Below are 25,267 nucleotides of genomic sequence, written 5' to 3'. Positions count from 1 at the left end.
TGAAGCAAAAAATAGAAACCGCCGCCCTATGACTAGCCAAGACAATCCGGACAGCGCCCCAGGCAACCCGAAGGCCGCCTTCCTGCCACACGTCGAAACCCCCGCCGCGCCCGCCCGAATTTTCGGCGACGACGACAGTGCCGTTTACCGGACATTGCTCGAATCCACCAAAGCGATCCCCTGGAAAATCGACTGGGCGACGATGCAATTTGCGTACATCGGCCCGCAGATCGAAGCGCTGCTAGGCTGGCCGCCGTCGAGCTGGAAGGATGTCAACGACTGGGCCGAGCGTATGCATCCGGATGACCGCGCATCGGTTGTCGACTTCTGCGTCGCGCAGTCCAAGGCCGGCACCGACCACGAAGCCGATTATCGCGCGCTCACACGCGATGGCAATTACGTGTGGCTGCGCGATGTCGTGCACGTGGTGCGCAACGCCGACGGCGAAGTCGACTCACTGGTCGGATTCATGTTCGATATCAGTGAACGCAAACGCACTGAAGAAAGGCTCGCGGAGTTGCAAAAGGAACTAGAAAGACTGTCATTCCACGATAGCCTCACCGACGCCGGTAACCGCCGCATGTTCGACGGCGTGATGGCACGCGAATGGGCCGCAGCGAAAGCTGCGGGCACGCCACTTTCGTTGATCATGGTCGATATAGATTTCTTCAAGTCTTACAACGACTACTATGGCCATCTGCAAGGCGACACGTGCCTGAAACGCGTCGCCCGCGTGCTGGGCGAAGCCGCAGGGCCGGGCAGCTTTCTTGCGCGTTTCGGCGGCGAGGAGTTCATTCTGGTCCTCGCCAACACGCCTGCTGAAAACGCCGTCCGAATCGCCGAACGCTGCCGCACGCTGATATCGGAAGAAGCCATTGCGCATGTCCGCTCACCGCATAACCAATGCGTGACAGCAAGCTTTGGGGTTGGCACGATCGTGCCAACCGAACGAATGGATGCAACGGCGTTCATCAATCTCGTCGATGCCCAGTTGTATCAGGCGAAAGACAATGGCCGCAACCGCATCGCCGCGGTCGACCACGCGGGTATCGGCGGTGAGGCGTTCAAGTCGCACTCGCGGTGACGCCGGTCGCGCCTCAACTGCCGGGCTGCCCTGCCCGGAATCCGCGTCGTGATCGTGATCGTAGTCGTGACGAATGACGAATGACGCCGCAATCTTCCATCAGCTTACCTAACTGAATGCCGAAATTTAACGATGCATTCCGCGATAGCTTTCAGTTTTATCGAGGGGGCACCTGAATCTCCTAAACGTTGCTGGCGGCCACTTCTTCCTCACGTGCATATTGCGAGGGCGGCCGCCCAACGTGCCGTGTAAAAGCGACGCTGAACGTGCTGGCTGAGCTATAGCCGACACGCTGGGCAATCTCGGCGATACGCGCTCCATTGCGACGCAGCAGGTCCTTGGCAAGCGCCATGCGCCAGCTGAGCAAATACTCCATCGGCGCAACGCCTACCGCGCGGTTAAAGCGCTCGAAGAAAGTCGAGCGCGACAGCGCGGCCTCTTTCGCGAGTTCGGCAACCGTCCATGTGTGCGTCGGACGTTCGTGCATCCTGCGGATCGCGGCTGCGAGCCGACTGTCGGCAAGCCCGCGCATCAGACCCGGCGACGTGTCCGTTTCGGCGGTGGACCGAAGCGCCTCGATCAGCAGCACTTCCAGCAAGCGTGACAGCACGACCTCGCGGGCAGGCCGCTGTTCGCGTGATTCGTCGCGCACCAGCTGGACGAGCGTAGCCAGCCGCTGTTGGCCGCGAACGTGCACGAGTTGCGGCAGCAATGACACCAGCAGCGCCGCATCAGGAGAACCAAAGCTGCAGTGCCCGACCATCATTCGCGCATCGATCGGAGTGTCCGGTTCTCCGATCCTGAATTCATTGTTGCCTAGCGCAACAGGCGCTTGCGTCTCGACGTCTGTTGAAGGTGGCACGAGGCTCGACATCGCGACGCCGTAGGCCGCCGGAATCAGCACGAAATCACCTGAGACGAGCTCGATGGGTTCTCGTGCGTCGATTGCAAGCCGGCATCCGCCCTCGAGGACGGCGCAATAGAACGGCTGACCGGCATCTGAGCGGCTGACGCGCCACGAGCCCGCGCCGAAAACCAGTTTGGAAAACCGGGCGCTAGGCTGCAGCAACATCACGACTTCGGCTAAGGGATCAATCATTGCCGGACTCCTGCAAATGAATTTCGGATTTTAGATTGTAGCTAGTACGGTTCAAGCGGTCTATCTTTGGGGCATCTGCAAACCACCCCAAACAGGAGTTCCCATGAAAACCGTATTGATCACCGGCTGTTCCTCCGGATTCGGCCTCGAGATCGCTCGCTATTTTCTGGCTCGCGACTGGCAGGTCGTTGCCACCATGCGCACTCCGCGTGCCGACGTGCTGCCGCACTCGGAGCGTCTGCGCGTGTTAGCGCTCGACGTAACCGATCTACACAGCATCAGCCAGGCCCTTGAGGCCGCTGGCCCTATCGATGTGCTCGTCAACAACGCGGGCTTTGGCGCGGCATCACCGGCCGAGATCACCCCGCTTTCGACGGTGCGCGAGATTTTTGAAACCAACACCTTTGGCACGATTGCATTGACGCAGGCGGTATTGCCCCAGTTCCGGCAGCGCAAAGCAGGCGTCGTGGTGAACGTCACGTCGAGCGTGACGTTGAGGGCGCTGCCGCTGATCGCCGCGTATCGCGCAAGCAAGGCTGCCGTGAACGCGTACACCGAATCCGTGGCGCTTGAAGTCGAGCCGTTCGGCGTGCGCGTTCGCCTAGTGCTGCCAGGCCGTGCGCCCGATACCCGGTTCGGCGATAACGCACGGGCGCACATGCACGGCTTCGATCACGAGGCCTATGCGGATCTCGTCAAGACGGTCCTCGCGCATCTGCAGGATACGTCCACGCCCATCACCCACGCACAAGAGGTCGCGGAAGCTGTATGGCGTGCGGCGACGGACCCGTCATCGCCCATGCGCATTCCGGCAGGCGCTGATGCCGAGGCATGGGCAGCTGAGGCATCCTAAGTAAGCAACGATCATTCGAAGATCGTTCCAAACGCTGCATTACATTTTTGCCAGGAGATTGATATGCACGAGAAACGCATTGCGCTAGTCACTGGGGCAAACCAGGGAGTTGGATTTCAAGTCGCAAAGGAACTCGTAGCAAGCGGCGTGACGGTATTGCTGGGCTCTCGAAACCTGGAGCGCGGCGAGGCCGCCGCCAAAGAATTAGGATCGCTCGCACGCCCTCTTCAACTCGACGTAACAGATCAGGGTTCGATCGACGCTGCGGCTGACAATATCCAAAAGGAGTTTGGCCGCCTCGACCTGCTGGTTCAGAACGCAGCAATATCGAATACAAGAAAACAGCCGGGTCAGTCCGTCGAAGAATACGCGAAGACGACACGCCCAAGCACCGTGTCTCTGGACGAAATGCGCGCGGTGTGGGACACCAACGTATTTGGTGTGATTGCCGTCTATCAGGCGATGCTCCCGCTCCTACGCCAGTCTTCGGACGCACGCATTGTCAATGTGTCCAGCGGTGTCGGCTCACTGGCACTGAACGCGGATCCGGCGTTTCCGTACCGATCGATCTTCGGCCCGGTCTATCCAGCGTCCAAGACGGCTCTCAATGCCATAACCCTGGCCATGATGATCGAGTTGGAATCGACGGGCATCAAGGTGAACCTGGTTTCGCCAGCGTTCACAAAAACGAATCTCAACGGCTATGCGGGCACGGAGTCTCTGGAGGATGGTTCGCGCGAGGTCGTGCGAGTGGCGCTGCTGGATGCGGACGGTCCAACGGGTACGTTCACGCGTTGGGAAAACGAGACCATTCCTTGGTGACGTGTCTCATGCGGTCCATAGAACTCCGATAGCCAGTATTACTAAGCACTCGTCTATTGCGAACTAGCAGGCAATGCTCGCAGCGGGAAGATGCCTGCGAGAATCCGCGCCGGTGGCTAAGCGCGCTGTTTCGGTTGATCACTCGACTGTGACTCAAGCGGAACCGCGTCGGTCAGGCCTTTTCGTGCTGTCCGAGCAGCCACCGTCGAAAAATCTGCAACGACTTCATTTGTGCAGAAGCCTCCGGATACACGAGGTAGTAACCTTTGGGATAGCGCCACATCTGGTCCGACATGCATCTTAGTTTGCCCGCCGAGACCATGTCGTTAGCCATGTATGACGGAAGAAGCGCGACGCCCATCCCGGCGACTGCGGCGTTCAGCGCCATCGACATGACTTCATACCTCGGGCCATCCCCGCCTGGGTCGCCCGCTATACCTTCACGCTCGAACCATCCTTCCCACGCTTGCGGAAGCGTCAGATGCTGGATCAGTGCTGACTTGGGCGTCCGGGCATCGACCTTTTCACCGTGCATCGCGATCCACGAAGGTGCCGCGTACGGCGACAACTGCAAGGGCACCACGAAGTCGTTATGCAGCCCTTGTCGCTGGCCATCGCCGAATTCCAGCGATGCATCCACAGGCGTCACTGCGAAATCGACCGCTCCCACGCGCGTCCTCAAATTCAGCGTGATTTCGCCATGCTCGCGCGTGAATTCAGGCAGTCGCGGAATGAGCCAGTAATTTCCCACCGATGACCCCACAGACAGCGACAACGAACCGCCGCGTCCCTTGAGCGCCATTACGTTCACTGTGGCTCGTTCGAGCCGCTGTAGCAGCGGCGCAATCTCAGCGAGGTACTCGCGCCCCGCGTCAGTGAGCGCCATCGCGTCGCGGCGTCCTGCAAACAGGGGTACGCCCAAACGCTCCTCCAGTGTCTGGATCTGCCGGCTTACCGCGCCTTGGGTCAGATGGAGTTCTTTCGCCGCGGCAGTGAAAGACCGCAGCCGCGCGCTTGCCTCGAAGCAAAGCAGCGACTGCGTTGAGGGTGCGTGAAACATGATTATCCATGAAGAAAACGCAAGAATGGTGCGAGTTTTTCGCGCCTTGTTGGTGACACTCAGGGCTATGCATGAGGTTTTCTCATGCTAACCGGAGGAAAAGTGGTTTGCCAACCAAAATTGGCGAATCGATGATTGCTCGCAAGATGCCTCACCAAAACGACTTTCTGGATACTTGAATGTTTGACCTCGTCATAGAAGGCGGTAGCGTTATTGATGGGACCGGAGACGCCCGGAAGCGATGTGACGTCGGCATTCATGCCGGTCAGATCGTCCAGCTCGGCGACCTTAGCGGGCTCACGGCTAAGAGACGTTACGACGCGACTGGACGCATCGTTGCGCCTGGTTTTATCGATGTGCACACCCACGATGACCGCTTGTTGCTCGATGTAGCCGACGGTCCGCATCCGAAGCTGTCGCAAGGTGTTACGACGGTTATCACGGGCAATTGCGGTATCAGTCTCGCCCCGCTCCTCACTCAAAAACCGCCGCCGCCCTTGGATCTCTTAGGCGACGACGCATGGCGTTTTGAACGTTTCAGCGACTACCTCGATGAATTGGAACGCGCTCGGCCAGCGCTCAATGCTGCGTGTCTGGTCGGGCATTCCACGTTGCGGGTTCGCCAGATGAGCCGCCTTGATCGCGAAGCAACAGACGACGAAGCCGCCCGCATGTCGAAAGATCTGCGGGATGCGCTCATGGCAGGCGCGATCGGCATGTCGACCGGTCTCTATTATCCGCCCGCCCGATACGCAACGGCCGCCGAGGTCATCGCCGTGGGTACTCCACTGACTCATGCAGGCGGCATCGTGACAATGCACCTACGTGACGAAGGTGATGCGATCGACGACGCCATGCGCGAAGCATTGCATATAGGGCGTGCATTGAACGTCGACACCGTGCTCTCGCATCACAAGCTCGTGGGTCGTAACAACCACGGCCGCTCGGCCCAAACGCTTGCCATGCTCGAGGAAGCGTCCCAGCATCAGCCCGTTTGCTTTGACTGTTACCCGTACAACGCATCGTCGACCATGTTGTTAGCATCGCGCGTGCGTCAGTCCGATGAGGTGCTCGTAACGTGGTCGAAAGCGGACCCAACCGCGGCCGGACAATCACTGTTCAAGCTTGCGAAAGCTCGCGGCACTGATCCCGAATCTTTAGCAGACGCTCTGTCTCCCGCAGGCGCGGTGTACTTCGCGATGAGCGAGGAAGATGTCGAGCGCATTCTCTCGCATCCGATGGCGATGGTCGGTTCCGATGGCCTCGCGCACGACCAGAGTCCGCACCCGCGCCTATGGGGCACGTTTCCGCGCGTGCTTGGTCATTACGTGCGCACCCGGCGCCTGTTTTCCCTTGAGACGGCGATCTGCAAGATGACCGGACTCAGCGCGCGCCGCTTCGGCCTGGAGCGACGCGGAGTGATTGCAAAAGGGCATTACGCTGACCTCGTCGTGTTCGACGAAAGCCGCATTGAAGACCGCGCGTCTTTCGAGCGCCCGACGCAAGTGAGCGCGGGGATCAACGCTGTGTTCGTCAATGGCCAGCTTGCTTGCGAAAACGGAATATCGATGAACATGCATGCCGGGCATGTTATCCGGCGACGCTTAGCGTAGATCGACGATCAATCAGGTTTTTTAAATCAGAGCAATTATTCTCCCGCGCGAGACGAGACCCATGAACCACCCAATAGAACAAAACGCGATGCCCCCTTTGTCAGCGACTGCTGCTGACGCGGCAAAAATTGCGAATTACTCCAGCAAGAGAAAAGCGTTCGTGCTCGTCATGCTGCTAGTTTCGTGGATACTGGCCAATGCCGATCGCATGGCAATGAGCATCTCGATCGTCCCTATTTCGAAGGACTTCAATCTCGATGCCCGCTCTGCGGGTTTGTTGTTGAGTGCGTTCTACGTGAGCTATTCGCTCATGCAACTGGTCGCGGGCCAGCTTAGCGACCGCTTCGGATCAAGAGCGGTTCTTGTTTTTTCTGTTGCGTGCTGGTCGGTCTTCACCGGACTCACGGGTTTTGCCACGACGTTCGCCTCGCTCATCGTGATCCGCGTTTTGTTCGGCATCGGAGAAGGCGGGTTCGTGCCAGCCAGCACAGTCACGGTCGCCGAAGCATTCCCGCGCGGCGAACGGGCGCGTGCGAAATCGCTCGTTATCGGCGCTTCGTTCCTTGGCAGCGCAGTCGGATCGAGCGCAATCGCCGCCTTGGTTCATACCCATGGCTGGCGTTACGCGTATCACGTGTTTGGTCTGGTGGGAATCGTGGTTGCCATCGTGCTCTGGTTGGCAATCAAACATGCGCCACGTCGCCGGAAACGTGTCGGCAAGCATGCGTTCCACGCGGCGTTCCGCTCGCCGATGCTTCGAAAGACGATGTTGATCTTCTTCTTCAGCAACGTCGTCTATGTAGCGTTGATCTCGTGGATGCCGTCGTTCCTGGTCAAGACACGTCACATTGATATCCTGCACGCTGGCCTCGCGTCCGCCGGACCCTACCTGGTCGCGTTCGTCTGTCTTAACATCGTCGGCTGGATGCTGGACAAGGTCGGCCACGGACGCGAGCGGCTCTTCATGACGTGTGGTGCATGCGCGGTCGTGGTCTTTTTTGCATTGATGGCGTTCGCCAATTCGTTGCCTGTGTTACTCGTTCTGTGGACGCTGTGTCTAGTGGGTTACACCGTCATTTACGGAACTGTCTTCGCGATTCCGCTCAAGCACATGCCCGACGCGTCGGTCGGATCGGCTGCCGGCATCATTAACTTTGGTGGCCAGGTCGCGGCCGCTATTGCGCCGGCCATGGTTGGATTGCTGGTCGATCTGACGCCGGGCTCCTATGTATGGGCATATCTCGCGCTCCTTGTCGCTGGAATGGCCGCGTTGCTTGTATCGCTCACGTGGCGCACCGAGTCAGTGGCTCATTAGTTCATGGAAGCTGTTCTGGTTGCAAATAGCGCGACCGCATTCCAGGCAGCAGGCATGGTGCTCTCTTTTAGGTACAAGCGGCTCAGGTGAAATTACCTTGTGCGAAAATAGCGGCGCAACATGCGGAAGGCAAGTGACACGCAGGTTTTAAGGGGTGCGGGGGATTTGTAAAGAGGAGCGACTATAAATTAAGTTTCCGTTCTCAGGTCTCGCCGGACAAGCCTAACGAGCACGATTTAGCGGTCGGTGCACGTTGCTAGTATCGAATCTCCAATCAAAACGCCGATGACGCGGGATCGCTTCGTGACCGTCTTGGGAATCCAGCGACAAGGGAGATGGGAATGAAACGTTTACTGACTATGACCTGCGCTGCATTTTCTTTAGTCACTTTCGCGCACGCCCAGAGCCCTGATGATTACGATGAGGGAATTGCAGCAGGACAGTTAGGCACCGCGTTGTATAACCGGGCGCATCCCGACAGGCCGCTGCCGATGCCCGCTACCGATGTGTCGCAAGATCCCAAAGCTTTGCCACGCGCAGCATCTACTCCCAATTCAACAGCGTCCGGCATCAACCCGGTCGCAGGCGCCGATCGTAAAAAGACTAAGCCATACGCGCAATGATTACTCCGTGAAGTCAACGTTCCCGCGTGCCCGAAAATACCAACCGTGGGGCACGCAGACACACGCCCGTCAGCGTCCATGGGTTACGGCCAGCCTCAGTTGCTTGCCACCGCTACCCTGAAAACACCCACTGCTTCGCGCAAACTTTTGGCTTGATCGGCCATGGCTTGCGCTGCCGCCGTCGCTTGTTCGACCAATGCCGCGTTTTGTTGCGTCACTTCGTCCATCTGGCCCACCGCGATGCTGACTTGCTCAATGCCCGTGCTTTGCTCTGACGATGCGGCCGAGATTTCGCCCATGATGTCGGTCACCTGTTTAACCGAGCTCAACAATTCATTCATGCTCTTGCCGGCTTCGGCTACCAGGCCCGAACCCGTGTCAACGTGATCGAGCGACTCGCCAATCTGATCCTTCACTTGCTTGGCTGCGCTCGCGCAGCGTTGGGCCAGCGTACGCACTTCTCCTGCCACAACAGCGAAACCGCGTCCCTGCTCGCCTGCGCGCGCAGCCTCGACGGCCGCGTTCAGCGCAAGGATATTGGTTTGAAACGCGATACCCTCGATCAACGTAATGATCTCGCCCACTTTCGAGGCGCTAGCGGATATATCGCGCATCTTCGTCACCACCCGCTCAACCACATGGCCGCCTGCAGTAGCTGCGTCTGACGCCGTCTGGGCAAGCATGTTGGCCTGTTTCGCATTGTCTGTATTCTGCTTCACCGTGGACGTCAGCTGTTCCATGCTCGCCGCGGTCTGTTCAAGCGAAGCCGCTTGTTCCTCCGTGCGCTGCGACAGGTCGACGTTACCCTGCGCCATTTCATTGGCGGCAACCGCAATCGAATCAGCCGATGTTTTAATCCCCCCGACAATACTGCTCAGCTGTGCGCGCATTGCTTCGAGCGACGCCATCAAACTCCCGCTTGCCCCGCTGGCGGTCACAACTCGCACGGTGAGGTTTCCATCGGCGATCTCGCCGGCTACGCGCTGCGCTTCGCTGGGCTCCGCACCAAGTTGCTTCAGGATGCTGCGCGTGATCAGCAATGCGCCGATCACACCAACAATCAGCGCGGCAAACGCGGCACCGATCATCGCCACTCTAAGCTGTGCATAGCTGCTCTCAGCCTTGTTTGCCTTGTCGTGCATCGTCGTTTTCTCAAGCTCGATCAGTGATCGAAGCGTGCCACGCCATTGAGTTTGTTTCGGAACGACGTCTTGCATCAAAGCCTTGCCAGCCGAGGCTTTATCGTTTGAGACAATGAGCTGAACGACATTGGCCATGAGCGGGCGCGTGGTGGCTTCATCGTCTTTCAGCTTTGCAAGAAGTGTTTGCTCCGTATCCGTGATTGCCCCGCTCGACACGAAGATGTCGTTCAATGCTCGCGATGCATCCGCATAGATCCCTTCTTCGTGCTTTATTTTTTCAACGATGGATTTGATGTCGCTTTCGTTATCGACCAGCATCATGTCGCGCAGCGCGATGGAACGTTGGTCTAACGAAGAGCGCATCGTCTGGGCAAGCGTCATCTCTTCCGTGCTGCGGTCGACAATGCTAGTCAGTGCCTCGTCGATTCTTGACATGCCGAACAAGCCGACAATAGACACCACGCCAAGAAGAACGAGTAATGCACCAAAGGCGGCCGACAGGCGGGTCACAACTTTGAACTGGCTCATCAAAATGACCTTGTAGATGGGAATTTAAAACACGTTAAAACACGCGATATCTGCTTTAGCGGATCATGCGGCTATATGACATTCTTTCAACTTGCTGTCTTTCAAATTCCTTAAGCGGGTGCCGTGCAGACGTGCTTGCGCGAGCCTCTGTCGTCCTATCGTCGACTTTTCGAGGACTCACGCTGCAATGGAAAATGCGTTCACGTGCGAATTGCGGTGCACATTCGGGGATGGGCAGTCGGGCTTTCGAGCAATCGTCAAAGCATCTGCCTGAGTGGTACAGCATGCCCGCCGTCCGTTAGCATGCTTGCTAAGCGGCGGTTGGCAGAAAAAGAAAAACGCAAACTTCCCCTATTTATCGGCGGATAGTGGCTGATCTTTAGTGGTCGAGTCGTTTCATAAGGACAGCAACGATGAAAACGTGCCGGGTAGTCGCGATACCGGTATAGGCAGCGGACTGGTTGCGCCACCGCTCACGCCGTAGGATCCAGGTTGAAACCCGCTCGCTTCCTCACTTTGCGCCCAGGCGGTTGCTCCGGCCGTCACGAAGCCGCCCGACAACACTCAACCGCCCACGCTGACCCGGACAGAATGATGGACAAACAAACGGCAGGCGCACGTTACGACGATCCTCCGAAAGCAGAGGAATTCACCCATTGGCGGCGCAATCTCATCGTCTGCGTATTTGGTTCGTTTACGACCATTGTGGCCATGACGCTCATGTTGCCGTTCTTGCCGCTTTACGTGGAACAATTAGGCGTCAAGGATCACGCCGCGATAGTCCAGTGGTCCGGCGTCGCTTACGGTGCGACGTTTTTCACCGCCGCACTGACTGCGCCGCTGTGGGGAAAACTTGCCGACCTCTACGGCCGCAAGCCGATGCTGATCCGCGCCAGTCTCGGCATGGCCATCATCATGTCCTTGATGGGGATGGCGCATAACGTCTGGCAACTCGTTGGCCTCAGGCTTCTCGTCGGCTTGCTGGGTGGCTTTGCATCGGGTTCCACCGTGCTGGTCGCCACCCAGACACCCAAAGACCGATGCGGCTGGGCCCTCGGCGTTTTGTCCTCCGGCATCATGGCCGGTAATCTGGTCGGGCCGATTCTGGGTGGATCACTGCCGCCGCTGATCGGAATACGGTCCACCTTTATCGCCTCGGGCGCCCTTATTTTTATTACGTTCCTGGCAACCGTATTCTTCGTCAAGAACGAGCGTCACCCGGGCTTGAACAAGAAGGGAAAGCAGCGCGGCAGTTGGGCTGAGATCGCTGACAAGCGGCCGACTGTCGCCATGCTGGTGACCGGCATGCTCCTGATGCTGGCAAACATGTCGATCGAGCCGATCATCACGGTCTACGTGGCGCAAGTAGTCGATATCCATCAGGTCACCTTTGTCGCGGGACTGGTGATGTCGGCGGCAGCGTTGGGCAGTATTCTCTCGTCCTCTTACCTCGGTAAGCTTGCCGATCGCGTTGGGCATTGGAATGTCATCATCGGCTGCCTTGCGGTGGCGGGCATCCTGCTGATCCCGCAAGCGTTTGTCACGCAAGGCTGGCAATTGGTGGTTCTGCGATTCCTGATGGGCCTGGCGCTTGGCGGACTGCTGCCTTGCGTGGCCAGCGTGATCCGGCACAACGTACCGGCGTCCGTTGCGGGAAATATGCTGGGTTATTCGACGTCTGCCCAATATACAGGGCAGGTTGTCGGACCGCTTGCCGGCGGTTTCGTCGGGGGACATTTCGGCATGCGGGAAGTCTTTTTCGGCACCTCGGCATTAATGATTGCAGGTGCGATTTATAACTGGATTCTCAGGACAACCGTCGTCGATAAGACCCCTGACCCATCGTTAAGCGGTGCAGTCGAGCAAGCCGCCAAGGACCGCTGATCGCGGCGTTGATTAGCACCCTTGGCTAGCAGATGGCCGGGCGCGTTGATCTTCGAATCCACTTCTCTAAAGAACCGCCTCCACGCCGGCGAGCATCCGGTTTGCCGGTTCGTTCATTCCTCGTGCCACAATCACGGCCGGTGCCTGTGTAATGCGGGTGCCGGATATCTTCCATGGCAATCTTCTGTGCCCGTCCTTCGGAGAAATTCGGACGTATCGGCAAACCCCGCTGGATCTTTAACCGTTTGAGGCCTGCATGGAGCTGCGACAACTCCGCTATTTCATTGCGGTAGCCGAAGAAATGAACATCACGCGCGCGGCTGGTCGTTTGCACATGACGCAGCCGCCGCTTAGCCGGCAGATCCAGCAGATTGAAGAAAGTGTCGGGTTGCCGCTATTCGAACACGGCTCGCGCCCTTTGCGCCTGACCGAAGCGGGCCGCGTTTTCTACGCGCAGGCGAAGCGCCTGATTGATGAAAGCGACGAGCTCGTGCCGCTCACACGCAGGCTCGCGCAACTGGCGGAACGCATTGTGATCGGCTTCGTGCCGTCGACTCTTTACGGCGCATTGCCGCAGGTCATTCGTGCATTTCGCGAGGCGGCTCCGCAGATCGAATTGTCGTTGATCGAGATGTTTACGCTGGAACAACTCGGCGCCTTAAAGGGCGGACGAATCGATGTCGGCTTTGGACGACTGCGTTTCGACGACGTGCAACTGACGCGCGAAGTCCTGGTGGAGGAACGGATGATTGCCGCGCTGCCGGAAGATCATCCGTTAGCGGACGCTTCGGTCGAGTTGACGCTGAAGGATATGGCTCGCGAGACGCTGATTGTGTATCCGAGTTCGCCGCGCCCGAGTTATGCGGACCAGCAGCTATCGGCGCTGCGTGATCATGCGCTCGAACCTGCCGCCGTACACGAAGTGCGGGAATTGCAGACAGCGCTTGGACTTGTCGCTGCGCGAGTGGGCGTATCGCTTGTACCGGAGAGCGTCGATGGCTTAAGGGTGCATGGGGTGGTTTATCGGCACTTGCCCGACCCGGGTCCCACGTCACCGATCATCATGAGCCGCCGCCTTCAGGATGAAGGGCAGACCACGGCTCTGTTCTGTTCCATCGCGCGTGATCTGTTCCGCCGTAGCCAGTCTCTTATAAGCCGCTAGTCGATTGGACGCGCTTTTTGCGCGCTAATGGCTAGCGTGTCTGGACTAATCGGCACGTTAAAAAAAAGTCCCAACCGGGCGGGATGGGACTTAAGCACGACGAGGATCACCTCCGTCGCGGGACACACCCTCAGAAGGGTAAGGCTAGTGTCTCCGCATTCGCTTCGAAAGGAAATAAAGCCAGCCCCGATCTGACAACATTTAACGATCTGGGTTGGATGTTGCTCGCGGGTGTAAGAAGCAAGCCGCGAGCGTTTCCGCACAGAGATAAAACCGCTGATTACGACAACGGTTAGCCCGTTGCCTGACTAATCCACGTCCTAAGCAAGCCTGCGCCCCGCCACCCCTCCCACGATATGAATCGCCCGCCCCGCGAGCAAACCGAACAATGCCATTACGAAGCACAGCGCTGCGCAAAGGGTTAAGGGAACACCCCAGCCACCCAAATCGCTGTGCAACCAGCCCACGAGCGTAGGGCCCACGGCAGCCAGCAGATAACCGACGCATTGAGCCATTCCCGACAACGCAGCCGCTTCATGCGCACTGCTTGCCCGCAAACTGACAAATGCCAGTCCCAGGATAATCGCGGCGCCCGTTCCAACGCCTATCAGCACGGTCCAGATCGTTGCCCACTCAGGCGCAAGCAACAGCCCAAGCAAGCCAATCATGGTGATGATCGAAGAACTAAAAGCGGCCAGACGCTGGTCTTTCAAGTGACGCATCACGGGCATGAGCACCAGTGCGGGAACGGCTGTGGCAAGTTGCAACGCGCCATGCAGCGACCCGGCATGTTCCGGCGAGTAACCGGCATCGTGCAGGATCGTCGGAAGCCAGCTCACCGTGACGTAGTAGACAAAAGAGTTGAGCCCGAGAAACAGCGTCACTTGCCAAGCGAGGGCGGAACGCCACACGCGCCCACCATGCGGCGGGGTGGCCGTCCCTTGAGCCGGCGCCGTACGACTGCCGAGTTGCGGCAACCATATGACGGCACTGACAAGCGGCAGGATGATAAACATCGCAATGCCAAACCGCCACCCCAAGCCGGAAAAACGCGCAAGAGGTATTGCCACAGCCGAACTGATTGCCGCCACGCAACCCATCGTCAACGCATAAACGGCAGTCAGCGTGGCGACCTTCTCTGGAAAATCCCGCTTGAGCAAGCTGGGCAGCAGCACGTTGCCAATCGCGATGCCACTGCCAATGATCCAGGTCCCAAGGTAAAGACTCCAGACGGGTCCCGTCGAGCGCACGACAATACCCGCCCCGATCAGCACCAACGCGATGAACAACGAACGCTCCAGGCCATATTCCCTCGCTAAAAGCGCAGCAAAAGGCGATACGACAGCGAACGCCAGCAAGGGTAATGTGATCAGCATCCCGGCGGCGGTCGTGCCCAGACTCAAGCTGCTCTGGATCATGTCCAGCAGCGGTGCGACGCCCGTGATCGGCGCACGCAGGTTGGTCGCGAACAGCAGGATGCCGGCGACAAGCCACACCGGTCGTGAAGCACCGCTGGCGACGGTTGATTGACGTTGCATGAAGGCCCTTCTCGACGATAGACGACAAGCCACAAGAGTACGCATTCGTCATCGACACGAATTCCGCGATAATGACAAAATATCGCTAAATCCGGTCAAACGTCATTTTGCCTTTTCCAAGGGCATTTCTCTCATGGCTTCACCCAAGTCGTCCCCTGCGCGCTCGCTGGAAGAGTCACTGAAGTTCGATCCGGATACGGTGCATCGGATCGCTGTTGCCATGCGTCTCGATGCCCGCGAGAACGGTGTGGAAGCGCCCATGCATCGGCACAGCAAAGGCCAACTCGTGCTTGCACTGCATGGCGGCGTAACGTGTGTCGTGCCTGATGGACTATGGATGGTGCCGCCTCAGTGCGCGGTATGGATTCCCAGTGGCGTGCTGCATAGCAATCGTGTCACAGCGAATGGGCGCGTCTGTTTCCTGTTTGTGGAAACAGACGCCGCGAGCCTGCCGGACCAATGTTGCACGCTGGCCATTACGCCGCTCGTGCGCGAATTGATCGAGCACCTGGCAAATTTGCCGCCCCTCTACGCCGTCGATGGCCCAACAGGACGCCTCGCAACAGTCTTGCTGGACGAACTCGCACAGATGCCCGTAGAGAACCTCCATTTGCCGATATCCAATCATGCGCGACTCCGGCAGATTGCCGACGCGCTGACGAATGACCCGGCGGATCGGAGCACCCTTGCCGAGTGGGGCCAAAGGGTCGCCATGAGCGAACGTACCCTGGCAAGGCTGGTTAAGAACGAGACCGGCATGACGTTCGGCCGCTGGCGGCAGCAGTTGCATATTGTCATTGCGTTGCAACGCCTGTCTGCCGGTGCGCAGGTTCAACAGGTGGCGGAAGATCTCGGCTACGAGTCGGTCACCGCGTTCATCACCATGTTCAAGAAGGCCTTGGGTAAGCCACCCGCCCGCTACTTTGCGGACAGGCAAAACGGTCACGATGACTGATCTCGTTCACCACTGCACGCCAACTAGCGCGTGGCCGCAAGAAGCCCGATCAACGGGTCGCCCTTAGCTGGCGATCGAAGAAAAGTTCAGCCGCCTTGATCGCCCGCGCACGGCATGGGTATCGTCTTGCGGAACGCGCGTTTTGCAGATCGGAGCCTTCGCTAGTCCAAGCTGGGTACAAGTCGACAGAAAATCGCAATGGCCAACACCTGAAAGCTCTGACAGCGAAGCGTTCGGGATCATTCGGACTGCGACAATACCGTTCGTCGCAGGCGGCGCGGTTGTATCGAGATGGCCCCAGCATGATCTCGACGAGTCTGGGTGAGTGTTCCTGGCTGGCGGGTTGCATCCGCACTTTGCCGACAGCCAAGTACTTCGGCGTTTCCTGCATGTCAGCACGGCCATGGCCTGCGGTACGCAATGCAGTCCGGTCGTGCCTGAGTCCGCGTTCGGATATAACGAGAGCGAGAGCGAGAACGGGAGCAAAAGCGAGAGCGGGAGCGGGAGCGAAACGAACCACCTCGTGCCCTATACGCAGAGCAAACGCGATGTCGAGCGGCTCCTGCGGCTCTACTACCCTTCATTGCCCGTGGTCGTGGTGCGGCCATCGATTGTCGTCGGACATACGGTGCTGGGCACGTTGCCGTCGCCGAGCATCTTCTGGGTATTTCGCGTCGTGCATGGCGCGCGGCGCTTCAGCGCGCGAGCGATGACCCGGCTCGATGTAGTCTCAGTCGACGATTGCGCCCGCGCGCTCGCCTTGCTCGCCGTCAAGCCGAAGCTGGCGTTCGACATCTACCACGTATCGGCTGGATCGGAGGCGCCGACCATTGGCCAGATTATCGGTGCGATGGATGAGGCCACGGGCATATCGGGGAAACGCTATTCCATCTGCGCACCGCGGGATTTTCGCAGGATCGCGCGTGATGTGGCCGGGCGTCAAAACTCGGGCGCGGCGCGGCTGATTGAACACGCGCTAGGCATCTATGCCGGGTTCGCGAACTCCGACTACCAATTCGATAACCGCCGCCTGCGCGAAGAAATTGGCTTCGAGCCCTTGCCGTTTATCGACTATGTCAGCGAATGCGTGCGGACGTCGCGGGGCATTGGGATCGTCGAGCAGATGCGCTGGGATTTGAAGTAAGCAGCGCAAGTAAGCAGCGCAAATAAGCAGCGCAAGGAAACGAGCGCACGCGTTTTATTCGGTCTACAAAAACCGGGGCGTCCTGAGAGGATGCCCCGGTGCGTTTAACGCCACTCGTTGCGCGGCGCGCTCCTCGTCAGCCCTTGTTTCCGGCCAGTGCGCCCGCACTATTAGCGCCGCCGAACAACGCAGTCAGATAGCTCGCATTGCTGCTCATATGCGCCATCAGCGTGTTGAGCGCAGTGAACTGTGCGTTGTAGCTGTTCGTCAGTTGCGTGGCGTATGCATCCAGTTTCGTGCCCTGTGCCTTGATGTTGTCGAGGTCCTTGTTGAGCGACGTTGTCCTGGTATCGAGCAGACCATCTTTCTTGAGAAAGGTCGTGAGGGTTTTGTTCATCTCCGCGCCGAGGCCGGACTTCGAATTGAACAACGCATTGACCGTAGCGGGCTTGTTGGTCAGCGCGGCGCTCAGCGCAGCTTCGTCAATCTTTAACGTGCCGCCCTCTTGCAGCGTGATCCCGATTGTCCCCAGGTTCGCCATTCCCTTGACCCCGCCCGCGGCCGTCGGGACGCCCTTGCTGATGACGGTTGCAAGCGCGTTCCTGACGGTGTTCATCATCGAGTCACCGAGCAACGGGCCGCCTTGCGAGCCCTTGGGTTGCGACTTGTCGAATGAAGTCAGCGACGCCGCCATGTTGACGAAGTTGTTATAAGCGGTGACGAACGCCTTGATCGAGGTCTGTTGGGTCGCCGTGTCCGATGTGATGCTCAGCGTCTGGGTCGTGCCCACGGACTCCGAGGTCAGGTTGATCGACAACCCGGCAATAGCCGACGTCACGCTGTTGCTCGGGCTGCTGACCTCGGTACCGGCCACCATCAACAACGCGTCCCTGCCCGCCGCGGTTTGCTTCCAGTCGGCCGAGGTCCCAATGGTCGTGTACGGCGCCACGGTTTTCGTCGGATCCGAGGGGTCGACAGTCGAGGTGGACGAGCTGACGTTGAGCTTCGATAACCCGGAATTGTCTCCCGAGACAGCCGGCGTGACCTCCACCGAGATACCGTTTGCCATGCCCGTGGTGGACGAGTGCAGCACGAGATGCGCGCCGTCCGTGCCGGTGATCACTGTCGCGCTCACGCCGAGATTGCCGGAAGCGGAATTGATCGCGGCCGCAATGCCGCTTAACGTGTTATTCGATGAATCAATGTTGATCGAAACGTTCGAGCCGCCCACCGAGAGTTTCAGCGTGCCGGTACCGAGCGCGTCCTTGGCGCCGAACGCGCCCGAGGTGATACTTTGTGATGTCGCTATGTTGATGACCTGGATCGCATAGCTGCCCGTCGTGGCGCCCTTGCCTGCGGTAGCCGTGAGGCCCTTGCCGTCTGCCTTGGCGGAGACAGCAGAAAGCGCGGTGCCGTCCGACAGCGACGCCAGCGAGCTTTGCAGCAGCGACATGACCGATTTCAACGAACCGATCGCGGTCAGTTGGGAAGTGCTGGTCTTCTGTTTTCCGGCGTTAGCCGCGTTTAATCCAGCAACCTTCGCATTGACGATAGCCGCGACAAGCGCGGGGACATCGGTATTCTTGCCGGTCGAGCCGTTGATTAGAGATTGTCCCGCGGACTTGATTGCGTCAGACATAGAAACTGGAACTCCCTTGGTTTGTCTCCGGATTGGGCCGATCAACATCCAGCCTTCACATGCGATGGCACTTTTGTGACGCGAGCCGCGGAAAAAGCCGTTTAATCGTTGTTAGTCGTGGTTAATCGTGGTTAATCGTGGTTAGTCGTGGTTAGTCGGCTTTGACTCGTAGCGCTAAATCGACGCTCTTCTTCGCCTATTCGCGCGTTGCATCGTCGTGCGGTTGAGCGGCAGTGCATGTCTCACAATGTTACGATGAATTACCTATAGATTACGGTACGCCTACTAAATACTTTAGAAAAGTTTTCAGTTATTTGTCTGATGATTTCAGAATTTTGTGACATCAGAGAAATGTCGGATCAGCAGGGAATGACACTGGATAAGGGAAAGCGGCGCGCTTAGCCATTTTTATAAGGGCGCTAACATCGCGGTATTTCGCCATGTGTCAGCCCGCATAAAAATTTCAGTTTCGTGCGACGGATTTCCATGGAGCCCGCGTTTAAGCACTCGACAGCACCTGCATTGAGCGTCTTGTCCACTCCAAGGATCCGTTATGAAAACACCAAGAAAACGGGCTTCGGCCACGTTCGCGGTCAAGGCCGTTTTGGCCGTCGTTACCGCCCTCGCCACACTGTCCAGCGTGTCGGCATTCGCGCAAGCGGTGATCATCGCCCCGTCGGCACCGCCGCCGATGCGCACGGAAATCGTTCCCGCAGGGCGTCCCGGTTATGTGTGGGACGGCGGCCACTGGCGCTGGGCCGGCCGCGGCTATGAATGGGTGCCGGGCCACTGGCGGCCGGTACGGGTCGGCGCACATTGGGTGCCGGGGCACTGGGTGCAACGCGGACCAAACTGGCGCTGGATCGAAGGTCACTGGGCACGCTGATCAGCGCCCACCTACGTTCACCGTCGCTCCGTCACCTCTCAGGTAAAGGCAGACACTCATGCTTAAAACTCTAGTCGCCATTGCATTTGCGGCCGCAGCGCTTTCTGCGTGTGTCGTTTATCCCGCGCGGCCGGCTTACTATCGGCCGGCAGTCGTCGTGTACTAAGCGTTTCCACGCTGGCGCGCCGGGCCGCAGACCGACCCGGCGCAGGCTGTTGAACATGTGCTGCGAGATCAACCACATTGAACGAACAAGACCCGGACGCGGAGTTGTTAGCCCGTATCGATGGCAGGGAACCCGGAGCGGTTCGCGAGATGGTCGCGCGCAAACTGCCGCGGCTGCTCGCGCTCGCGACCCGGATGCTGGGAGACCGTGACGAGGCGAGCGACGTGGCACAGGAAGCGTTCGTACGAATCTGGAAGCAAGCGTCGCGCTGGCAGCGCGGCCAGGCGCGCTTTGACACCTGGCTGCACCGCGTCGCGCTCAATCTGTGTTATGACCGCTTGCGGCGCCGTCAGGATGTCATCTCCGACGACAACGCGCCCGAACCGGTCGACCAGGCGCCGCTGCCGGAAGATCAACTCGACGAGTCCGCGCGCAGTGAACGCATTGCGGCCGCGCTTGCCGAATTGCCGGCACGCCAGCGCGAGGCACTGGTATTGCAGTACTACCAGGAGTTGCCGAACATCGAGGCCGCGGCTTTGATGGGTATCAGCGTCGAGGCGCTGGAAAGCCTGCTCTCGCGCGCACGCCGCACATTGCGCAGCCGTCTTGCCGGCGAACGCGGCGAGCATGTCTTTGGAAAGGAACGCCGATGACCCCCGAACGTTTTCGTCGCCTCACCGAGGCTTATGGCGCCATGCCGGAACACTGGCCCGCCGCCGAACGCGCAGAAGCCAAGGCGCTGCTTGATCAACGTGATCCCGCCGTTCTGGCGGCGCTCGCCGACGCCCGGTCGCTCGACCTCGTGCTGTCGAGGCACAGCGTTGCCGCGCCTGAATCGGATCTGGTCCGGCGCGTCCTGGCGTCCGCGCCGATGGCGCCGCCACGTCCGGAACCTGCGTGGAAACGGCCGAACTGGTGGCTCTCGGGCGCGGGTCTCGTGGGCGTGGGCGTGGCGGGAATCGCGGCGGGCGTGCTGGCTATTTCGTTGACCGGATCTTTCTATAACACCTCGGCGAACCCGCCGAGCCTCTTCGATCAAACCGGTGAAAGCACCGTATTTAGCAGCGCGACGGCCGACTGGAGCGACCAATGACCATGCCGACAACCCGGCTCAAGACACTGCTGATCGTGTCACTGGTGCTCAACATCTTCGTGCTCGGCGTGATAGCGGGCGGGACGTATCGATGGGTGGCGAAGCAAAAGGCTGAGGTGGTCGCACAGCAACGCGGCTTGCGCTTCGCCGCCGCTGAACTACCCGAGGAGCGCCAGGACCAGTTGCGTGATGCGCTAAGGCAGACACGACGTCAAAGCTTGCCTCTGATAATAGGCGCGCGCTCGGGTCGACTCGATGTCGTGCAGGCGCTTGCTGCGCCGCAATTCGATCGCGCCACGCTTGACGCAGCGCTCGCTCGGACACGCGAAGCCGACGTTGCCGTGCGGGCGCGAGTCGAAGCAACGGTGGCCGAGTTCGCCGGTACGCTGACGCCCGATGAACGGCTCAAGCTCGTCGATGCACTGGAGCGCCACGGCCCGCTGCATGTCGGACCGCCGCCCAAAAAATAACTTGAGCCGCACCGACGGATTTACGCGAGTCCACCGTTAAAGCTACATAGCAACTCGATTCGTGGGAACAGCCATGGCTGACGTGACATCAGGTGCATCTGTGACCCCCGCCGCGATCGCGTTGAATCGCTTCGGACTCGGTGCTCGCGCGGGCGAAGCAGCGCCGTCCGATCCAAAGGGCTGGCTCAAGAACCAGCTCTCGGAAGCAAGCTATCAGGCAATGCCGCAAGCGTTAGGAGACCAACCTACAAGCGCCGCGCTCGCCGCCGAATTCGCCGATCGCCAGAACGCGATCCGCAACGCCGGCGCCGACGACAAACAAGCGGTGCGCAAGTCCTATAACGAGAAACTCCGCGATATCTATCGCTCAGCGGTCAACGCGCGGTTCGTGAGCGCGCTGCAAACGCCCACGCCTTTTGTCGAGCGGCTGGTGGTTTTCTGGTCGAACCATTTTGCGGTGTCAGTTGAAAAACCGCCTGTGGCCATGCTCGCCGGCTCGTTCGAAGCGGAAGCCATCCGCCCGCATGTGCTTGGCCGATTCGAGGACATGCTGGTTGCGGTCGAACGTCATCCGGCCATGCAGATTTTCCTCGATCAGGCGCGCTCGGTCGGCCCCGATAGTCCGGCGGCGGAACGCGCTGCCATGCGCCATCCCGACCGCAAGCCCGGCCTCAACGAAAACCTGGCTCGCGAGATCATGGAGTTGCATACGCTTGGCGTGCGCAGCGGCTACGACCAAAACGATGTCACCGAGTTCGCCCGTGCGCTGACGGGCTGGAGCATCGGCGCGATGGGCGGTGCCATGGGTGCGGGTGCCCAACGTGCTGACGCTGCCGTGCCCGGACAATTCGTGTTTCGTCAGCCACTGCACGAGCCGGGGACACGCACGATCATGAACCGGCAATACGATCAGCGCGGCCAACAGCAAGCCCTCGCCGTGCTGCACGATCTGGCTGCCTCGCCCGCGACTGCGCAGCACATTGCGGGCAAGCTCGCCCGGCATTTTGTCGCCGATACTCCGCCGCCCGCCCTGGTCGACCGCCTTGCCAGCGTGTTCAGCGCGACCGACGGCGACCTGCCCAGCGTGTACCAGGTGTTGATCGATTCGCCCGAAGCGTGGGCGCCGGTCGACGCGAAGTTCAAGACGCCGTGGGACTGGACGGTGTCGTCGCTGCGGGGGCTGGGCTTCAACGCGCTCGGTAACACGCAGATCGCGCCTTTGCTGACGCAGCTCGGCCAGCCCGTGTGGCGGCCGGGGTCGCCCGCAGGCTACGACGACATCGCCGCAACCTGGGCCGCACCCGACGCGCTCGTGCGCCGGGTGGAGTTGGCGCAGCGTTTTGCATCACGCGTCGGCGATACGCTGGACGCGCGCACGCTCGGCAACCAGTTGCTCGCAGGTTCGTTAAGCGATGCTACGGCATCCGAACTATCACGAGCAGAGAGCGCACCGACCGCGCTCGCGCTGCTGCTGGTTTCCCCCGATTTTCAAAGGAGATAACACGATGACCACGCGTCGGAATTTCTTGTGGTGCGCTGGTGCGGGCGTCGGTGCGATGCTGATCGGGTCTCGCATGGCGTTCGCTTCGGTGGAGTCGGACCGGCGATTTGTTTTTGTGATCCAGCGTGGCGCCGCCGATGGTCTCAACATCGTGGTTCCCTATGCCGATCCCGCTTATGCAAGCCTGCGTGGAGCGCTTGCGATTGACCCGTCGACCGCAACCAAGCTTGACGGCACGTTCGCGCTGCACCCTTCGCTTGTCGAGACGGCGAAGATGTACGCCGCGCAGCAGGCGCTGTTCGTGCATGCGGTTGCATCGCCGTACCGCGATCGCTCGCACTTTGACGGCCAGAACGTGCTCGAAACCGGCGGCACTACGCCCTATCAGATGAAGGATGGCTGGCTCAACCGGCTGGTGTCGATGCTGCCCGCCTCCAAAGCAAACGCCATAGCGCTCGCGTCCACCGTGCCGCTGGCGCTGCGCGGCCGCGCCGAGGTGACATCGTACGCACCCTCCGCGCTGCCGCAGGCGCCCGACGATCTGTTGATGCGCGTCTCGCAACTCTATTCCGGCGACCCTCAACTGCATGCGCTCTGGAGTTCCGCGATGGACGCGCGCGGCCTCGCCGCTGACGCCGGTGCGCGTCAGGACCCCGCAAGTCTCGGCAAGCTCGCCGCGAGTTTCCTCGGCCGTAGTGACGGCCCGCGCATTGCGATGATCGAAACCGGTGGATGGGACACGCATAGCGCGCAGAACCAGCGGCTGGGGGCGCAACTGAAGGCGCTCGACACCATGATGGCCTCCATGCGCGATGGTCTCGGCGAGCATTGGGCGAACACGACCGTCCTGGTGGCAACCGAATTCGGGCGCATGGCAACGGCGAATGGAACGGGCGGCACAGATCACGGCACGGCGTCCGCCGCGATGCTGCTGGGCGGCGCGGTGCAAGGCGGCCGGATTCTGGCGGACTGGCCGGGTTTGGCGCCGTCAGCCCTGTATCAAGGCCGGGATTTGCGGCCCACGCTCGGGCTCGACAGCCTGATTGCGGCTGCGGCCGGAGAAACGTTCGGCCTCGATCCGGTTCACGTCAGGGCAACCCTTTTTACACAGAAGACCGCTAGCCCGATGTCCAGCAGGTTGCTGCGGACTTAGCCGCGCAACGATTGACAAGCAGTCACGTATTTACTTCACCAGGGAAAAACTAAAATGAAACACGTATTTAGCATTGCACTCCTTAGCATCATGCTCGCGGCTTGCGTGGTAGAACCCGCGCGTCCACCGCGGCCGGAGCCGCTTGTTGAAGTCGTGCCGGCACAACCGGCCCCGGGTTACCACTGGGTGAAAGGACATTACAGGTGGGCGGGAAATCAGTGGGTATGGGAGCGCGGGCATTGGGCCGCGTACTGATGGTGTGTCGGCATGAGCGCATGTCGCCGCCCTACCCTGCGAATCGGGGCTCGGGCAAGCCCTTAACGCCCAGCCCGGTGATCGCGAACAACCCACCCTTGTCGCGCTCCTTCTGCGGGATGCCCCACATCGGCCGCCCCATGGTCGTGACAAACAAGATGTCCAGATTTGTGCCGCCGAACATTACGCTCGTCAGGTTGCGCACCGGAAACTCCACCACGCGATCAAGCTTGCCGTCGGGCGCAAATCGCAAGACCCGTCCCCCAAACACCAGTGCCGACCAGACATAGCCTTCAGCATCAACTGTCGCGCCATCGAACGTGCCGGCCATGTCCCGCGCCGATGCAAAAACGCGCCTGTTCGCCACCTCCCCGGTCTCGATGTCGTAGTCGTATGCATACATTTGCTTATCGTAGGTGTCAGTGAAATAGAACGTGCGGTTGTCCGGGCTCCAGCAGGGCCCGTTCGAACAACTGATGCCACCGTCCAGACGCGTCACCGAGCCATTCGTATCCAGCCGATACAAAGCACCGCTGCGGCTCGAGCGCTGGCCGCGATCGGCGTCGTAGCGGTCAAAATCATAGGCCATCGTGCCCGCGACAAACCGCCCTCGCCGGTCCACTTTGCCGTCGTTGAAACGCGTCTCGGGATCGTCGCTTTCCGGGTCGGCGATCAGCTTGACCGTCTGCGTCTCGAAGTCGTAGAAATGCAGGCCGTTGGCCAGCGCGACCACCGCGCCGCCGCGCTCGCGCAACGCCATGGAACCAATGTGGCGCGGCACGAAGTAACGCCGTATGTCGCTGCCGTCGGCACGGCAACTGCTGATCTCGGCGGCGGTGCTGTCGATCCAGTAAAGGCGCTGCTCCTTCACATCCCACAGCGGTCCCTCGCCAAGATGATTGTTGGCATCGACGATCAGTCGGGTTTCAATCATGGCTGTCTCCGGTTATCAACTCTTGTCGTCATCGGACTTCGAGGTCGCGCGACGATGGGCAAGCAGGGCCATGAGCCGACGGTCACGCCAGCGGCTACGGCTTTCGATCTGATCGCGAGGCAACACTTCGCGACGCTCGGCATCGAGTCTCGCAATGCTGTCAGGCGACCAGTCGAACGGCACGCTGTCCTTGGCAAAGGAGCGGTACATCGCGCCATAACGCGCCGCGTAATCTGCAACGCCGCCGGGCGCATTCAAGTCGATGGTTTCAAACGGCCCCATGAACGACCACCGCAGCCCGAGGCCGTCGCGCATCACGGTGTCGAGATCGGCGGCGCTTGCATAACC

The 25,267-nt window shown here is 59.9% G+C and carries 24 protein-coding genes; 17 read left to right on the top strand and 7 right to left on the bottom strand.

Annotated features, from left to right (window positions below; genetic code table 11):
- Positions 1–28 precede the first annotated feature (28 nt).
- Entirely contained in the window at positions 29–1,084 is a 1,056-nt protein-coding gene (locus GSQ93_RS23940; RefSeq protein WP_158938114.1) for a sensor domain-containing diguanylate cyclase, read from the top strand.
- A 181-nt stretch (positions 1,085–1,265) separates the two neighbouring features.
- Here GSQ93_RS23940 and GSQ93_RS23935 read toward each other — a convergent pair whose 3' ends face one another.
- Positions 1,266–2,183 (bottom strand): AraC family transcriptional regulator, encoded by a 918-nt coding sequence (locus GSQ93_RS23935; RefSeq protein WP_158938113.1) that lies wholly within the window; start codon positions 2,181–2,183, stop codon positions 1,266–1,268.
- A gap of 103 nt (positions 2,184–2,286) precedes the next feature.
- Between GSQ93_RS23935 and GSQ93_RS23930 the strand changes: the two genes are divergently transcribed.
- Both GSQ93_RS23930 and GSQ93_RS23925 read left to right on the top strand, forming a co-directional pair.
- Positions 2,287–3,036: an SDR family oxidoreductase gene (locus GSQ93_RS23930; RefSeq protein ID WP_158938112.1), complete on the top strand. Its 750-nt coding sequence runs from the start codon at positions 2,287–2,289 to the stop codon at positions 3,034–3,036.
- 63 nt (positions 3,037–3,099) lie between these two features.
- Positions 3,100–3,858, top strand: a complete 759-nt coding sequence (locus GSQ93_RS23925; RefSeq protein WP_158938111.1) for an SDR family NAD(P)-dependent oxidoreductase — start codon at positions 3,100–3,102, stop codon at positions 3,856–3,858.
- 172 nt (positions 3,859–4,030) lie between these two features.
- Here the strand turns inward: GSQ93_RS23925 and GSQ93_RS23920 are convergent, their stop codons facing one another.
- On the bottom strand, positions 4,031–4,918 hold the full coding sequence (locus tag GSQ93_RS23920; protein ID WP_158938110.1) for a LysR substrate-binding domain-containing protein: 888 nt from the start codon (positions 4,916–4,918) through the stop codon (positions 4,031–4,033).
- A 179-nt stretch (positions 4,919–5,097) separates the two neighbouring features.
- Between GSQ93_RS23920 and GSQ93_RS23915 the strand changes: the two genes are divergently transcribed.
- The 3 genes from GSQ93_RS23915 to GSQ93_RS23905 all read left to right on the top strand — a co-directional run bounded on the left by GSQ93_RS23915 (position 5,098) and on the right by GSQ93_RS23905 (position 8,469).
- Positions 5,098–6,531, top strand: coding sequence for an amidohydrolase family protein (locus GSQ93_RS23915; protein WP_158938109.1), 1,434 nt, complete (start codon positions 5,098–5,100; stop codon positions 6,529–6,531).
- A gap of 61 nt (positions 6,532–6,592) precedes the next feature.
- Positions 6,593–7,846 carry an MFS transporter gene (locus tag GSQ93_RS23910; protein WP_158938108.1) on the top strand — a complete coding sequence of 418 codons (1,254 nt, stop codon included), beginning with the start codon at positions 6,593–6,595 and terminating at the stop codon, positions 7,844–7,846.
- Positions 7,847–8,187: 341 nt separating this feature from the next.
- Positions 8,188–8,469: a hypothetical protein gene (locus GSQ93_RS23905; protein ID WP_158938107.1), complete on the top strand. Its 282-nt coding sequence runs from the start codon at positions 8,188–8,190 to the stop codon at positions 8,467–8,469.
- A gap of 95 nt (positions 8,470–8,564) precedes the next feature.
- On the opposite strand, the gene GSQ93_RS23900 is transcribed toward GSQ93_RS23905, so the two are convergent.
- Complete coding sequence (locus tag GSQ93_RS23900) at positions 8,565–10,139, bottom strand: methyl-accepting chemotaxis protein (protein ID WP_158938106.1); 1,575 nt, start codon at positions 10,137–10,139, stop codon at positions 8,565–8,567.
- 594 nt (positions 10,140–10,733) lie between these two features.
- On the opposite strand from GSQ93_RS23900, the gene GSQ93_RS23895 reads away from it, so the two are divergent.
- Positions 10,734–12,023: an MFS transporter gene (locus GSQ93_RS23895; protein WP_158938276.1), complete on the top strand. Its 1,290-nt coding sequence runs from the start codon at positions 10,734–10,736 to the stop codon at positions 12,021–12,023.
- A 256-nt stretch (positions 12,024–12,279) separates the two neighbouring features.
- Positions 12,280–13,185: a LysR family transcriptional regulator gene (locus tag GSQ93_RS23890; protein ID WP_158938105.1), complete on the top strand. Its 906-nt coding sequence runs from the start codon at positions 12,280–12,282 to the stop codon at positions 13,183–13,185.
- A gap of 320 nt (positions 13,186–13,505) precedes the next feature.
- Here GSQ93_RS23890 and GSQ93_RS23885 read toward each other — a convergent pair whose 3' ends face one another.
- The gene (locus GSQ93_RS23885; RefSeq protein WP_158938104.1) at positions 13,506–14,723 is read right to left on the bottom strand and encodes a CynX/NimT family MFS transporter; all 1,218 of its coding nucleotides are present in this window, start codon (positions 14,721–14,723) and stop codon (positions 13,506–13,508) included.
- 133 nt (positions 14,724–14,856) lie between these two features.
- Between GSQ93_RS23885 and GSQ93_RS23880 the strand changes: the two genes are divergently transcribed.
- Both GSQ93_RS23880 and GSQ93_RS23875 read left to right on the top strand, forming a co-directional pair.
- Positions 14,857–15,678, top strand: a complete 822-nt coding sequence (locus GSQ93_RS23880; protein ID WP_158938103.1) for a helix-turn-helix domain-containing protein — start codon at positions 14,857–14,859, stop codon at positions 15,676–15,678.
- A gap of 325 nt (positions 15,679–16,003) precedes the next feature.
- The gene (locus GSQ93_RS23875) at positions 16,004–16,822 is read left to right on the top strand and encodes an SDR family oxidoreductase (protein ID WP_254074019.1); all 819 of its coding nucleotides are present in this window, start codon (positions 16,004–16,006) and stop codon (positions 16,820–16,822) included.
- A gap of 136 nt (positions 16,823–16,958) precedes the next feature.
- Here the strand turns inward: GSQ93_RS23875 and fliD are convergent, their stop codons facing one another.
- Positions 16,959–18,461 (bottom strand): flagellar filament capping protein FliD, encoded by a 1,503-nt coding sequence (gene fliD / locus GSQ93_RS23870; RefSeq protein ID WP_254074018.1) that lies wholly within the window; start codon positions 18,459–18,461, stop codon positions 16,959–16,961.
- 553 nt (positions 18,462–19,014) lie between these two features.
- Here fliD and GSQ93_RS23865 point away from each other — a divergent pair.
- The 7 genes from GSQ93_RS23865 (at position 19,015) to GSQ93_RS23835 (ending at position 23,985) form a co-directional block, all read left to right on the top strand.
- Entirely contained in the window at positions 19,015–19,347 is a 333-nt protein-coding gene (locus GSQ93_RS23865; protein WP_158938101.1) for a YXWGXW repeat-containing protein, read from the top strand.
- Between the two features lie 243 nt (positions 19,348–19,590).
- Positions 19,591–20,166 carry an RNA polymerase sigma factor gene (locus GSQ93_RS23860; RefSeq protein WP_158938100.1) on the top strand — a complete coding sequence of 192 codons (576 nt, stop codon included), beginning with the start codon at positions 19,591–19,593 and terminating at the stop codon, positions 20,164–20,166.
- Positions 20,163–20,606, top strand: a complete 444-nt coding sequence (locus GSQ93_RS23855; RefSeq protein WP_158938099.1) for a hypothetical protein — start codon at positions 20,163–20,165, stop codon at positions 20,604–20,606. Before GSQ93_RS23860 ends, GSQ93_RS23855 begins: the two co-directional genes overlap by 4 nt.
- On the top strand, positions 20,603–21,076 hold the full coding sequence (locus GSQ93_RS23850) for a periplasmic heavy metal sensor (protein ID WP_158938098.1): 474 nt from the start codon (positions 20,603–20,605) through the stop codon (positions 21,074–21,076). Before GSQ93_RS23855 ends, GSQ93_RS23850 begins: the two co-directional genes overlap by 4 nt.
- An 82-nt stretch (positions 21,077–21,158) precedes the next feature.
- On the top strand, positions 21,159–22,577 hold the full coding sequence (locus tag GSQ93_RS23845) for a DUF1800 family protein (protein ID WP_174254675.1): 1,419 nt from the start codon (positions 21,159–21,161) through the stop codon (positions 22,575–22,577).
- Between the two features lie 4 nt (positions 22,578–22,581).
- Positions 22,582–23,730 (top strand): DUF1501 domain-containing protein, encoded by a 1,149-nt coding sequence (locus GSQ93_RS23840; RefSeq protein WP_158938096.1) that lies wholly within the window; start codon positions 22,582–22,584, stop codon positions 23,728–23,730.
- A 54-nt stretch (positions 23,731–23,784) separates the two neighbouring features.
- Positions 23,785–23,985, top strand: coding sequence for a YXWGXW repeat-containing protein (locus GSQ93_RS23835; RefSeq protein ID WP_158938095.1), 201 nt, complete (start codon positions 23,785–23,787; stop codon positions 23,983–23,985).
- A 31-nt stretch (positions 23,986–24,016) separates the two neighbouring features.
- Here the strand turns inward: GSQ93_RS23835 and GSQ93_RS23830 are convergent, their stop codons facing one another.
- Positions 24,017–24,919, bottom strand: a complete 903-nt coding sequence (locus GSQ93_RS23830; RefSeq protein ID WP_158938094.1) for an SMP-30/gluconolactonase/LRE family protein — start codon at positions 24,917–24,919, stop codon at positions 24,017–24,019.
- 15 nt (positions 24,920–24,934) lie between these two features.
- Positions 24,935–25,267: 3-hydroxyacyl-CoA dehydrogenase family protein (locus GSQ93_RS38255; RefSeq protein ID WP_254074017.1), on the bottom strand; the 333-nt coding region annotated here is incomplete at its 5' end.

It is taken from the genome of Burkholderia sp. S171 (assembly GCF_009766085.1).
GTDB lineage: Bacteria > Pseudomonadota > Gammaproteobacteria > Burkholderiales > Burkholderiaceae > Caballeronia.
The sequence above is the reverse complement of the archived record's forward strand: the minus strand, read 5'-3'. Positions and strand labels throughout refer to the sequence as shown.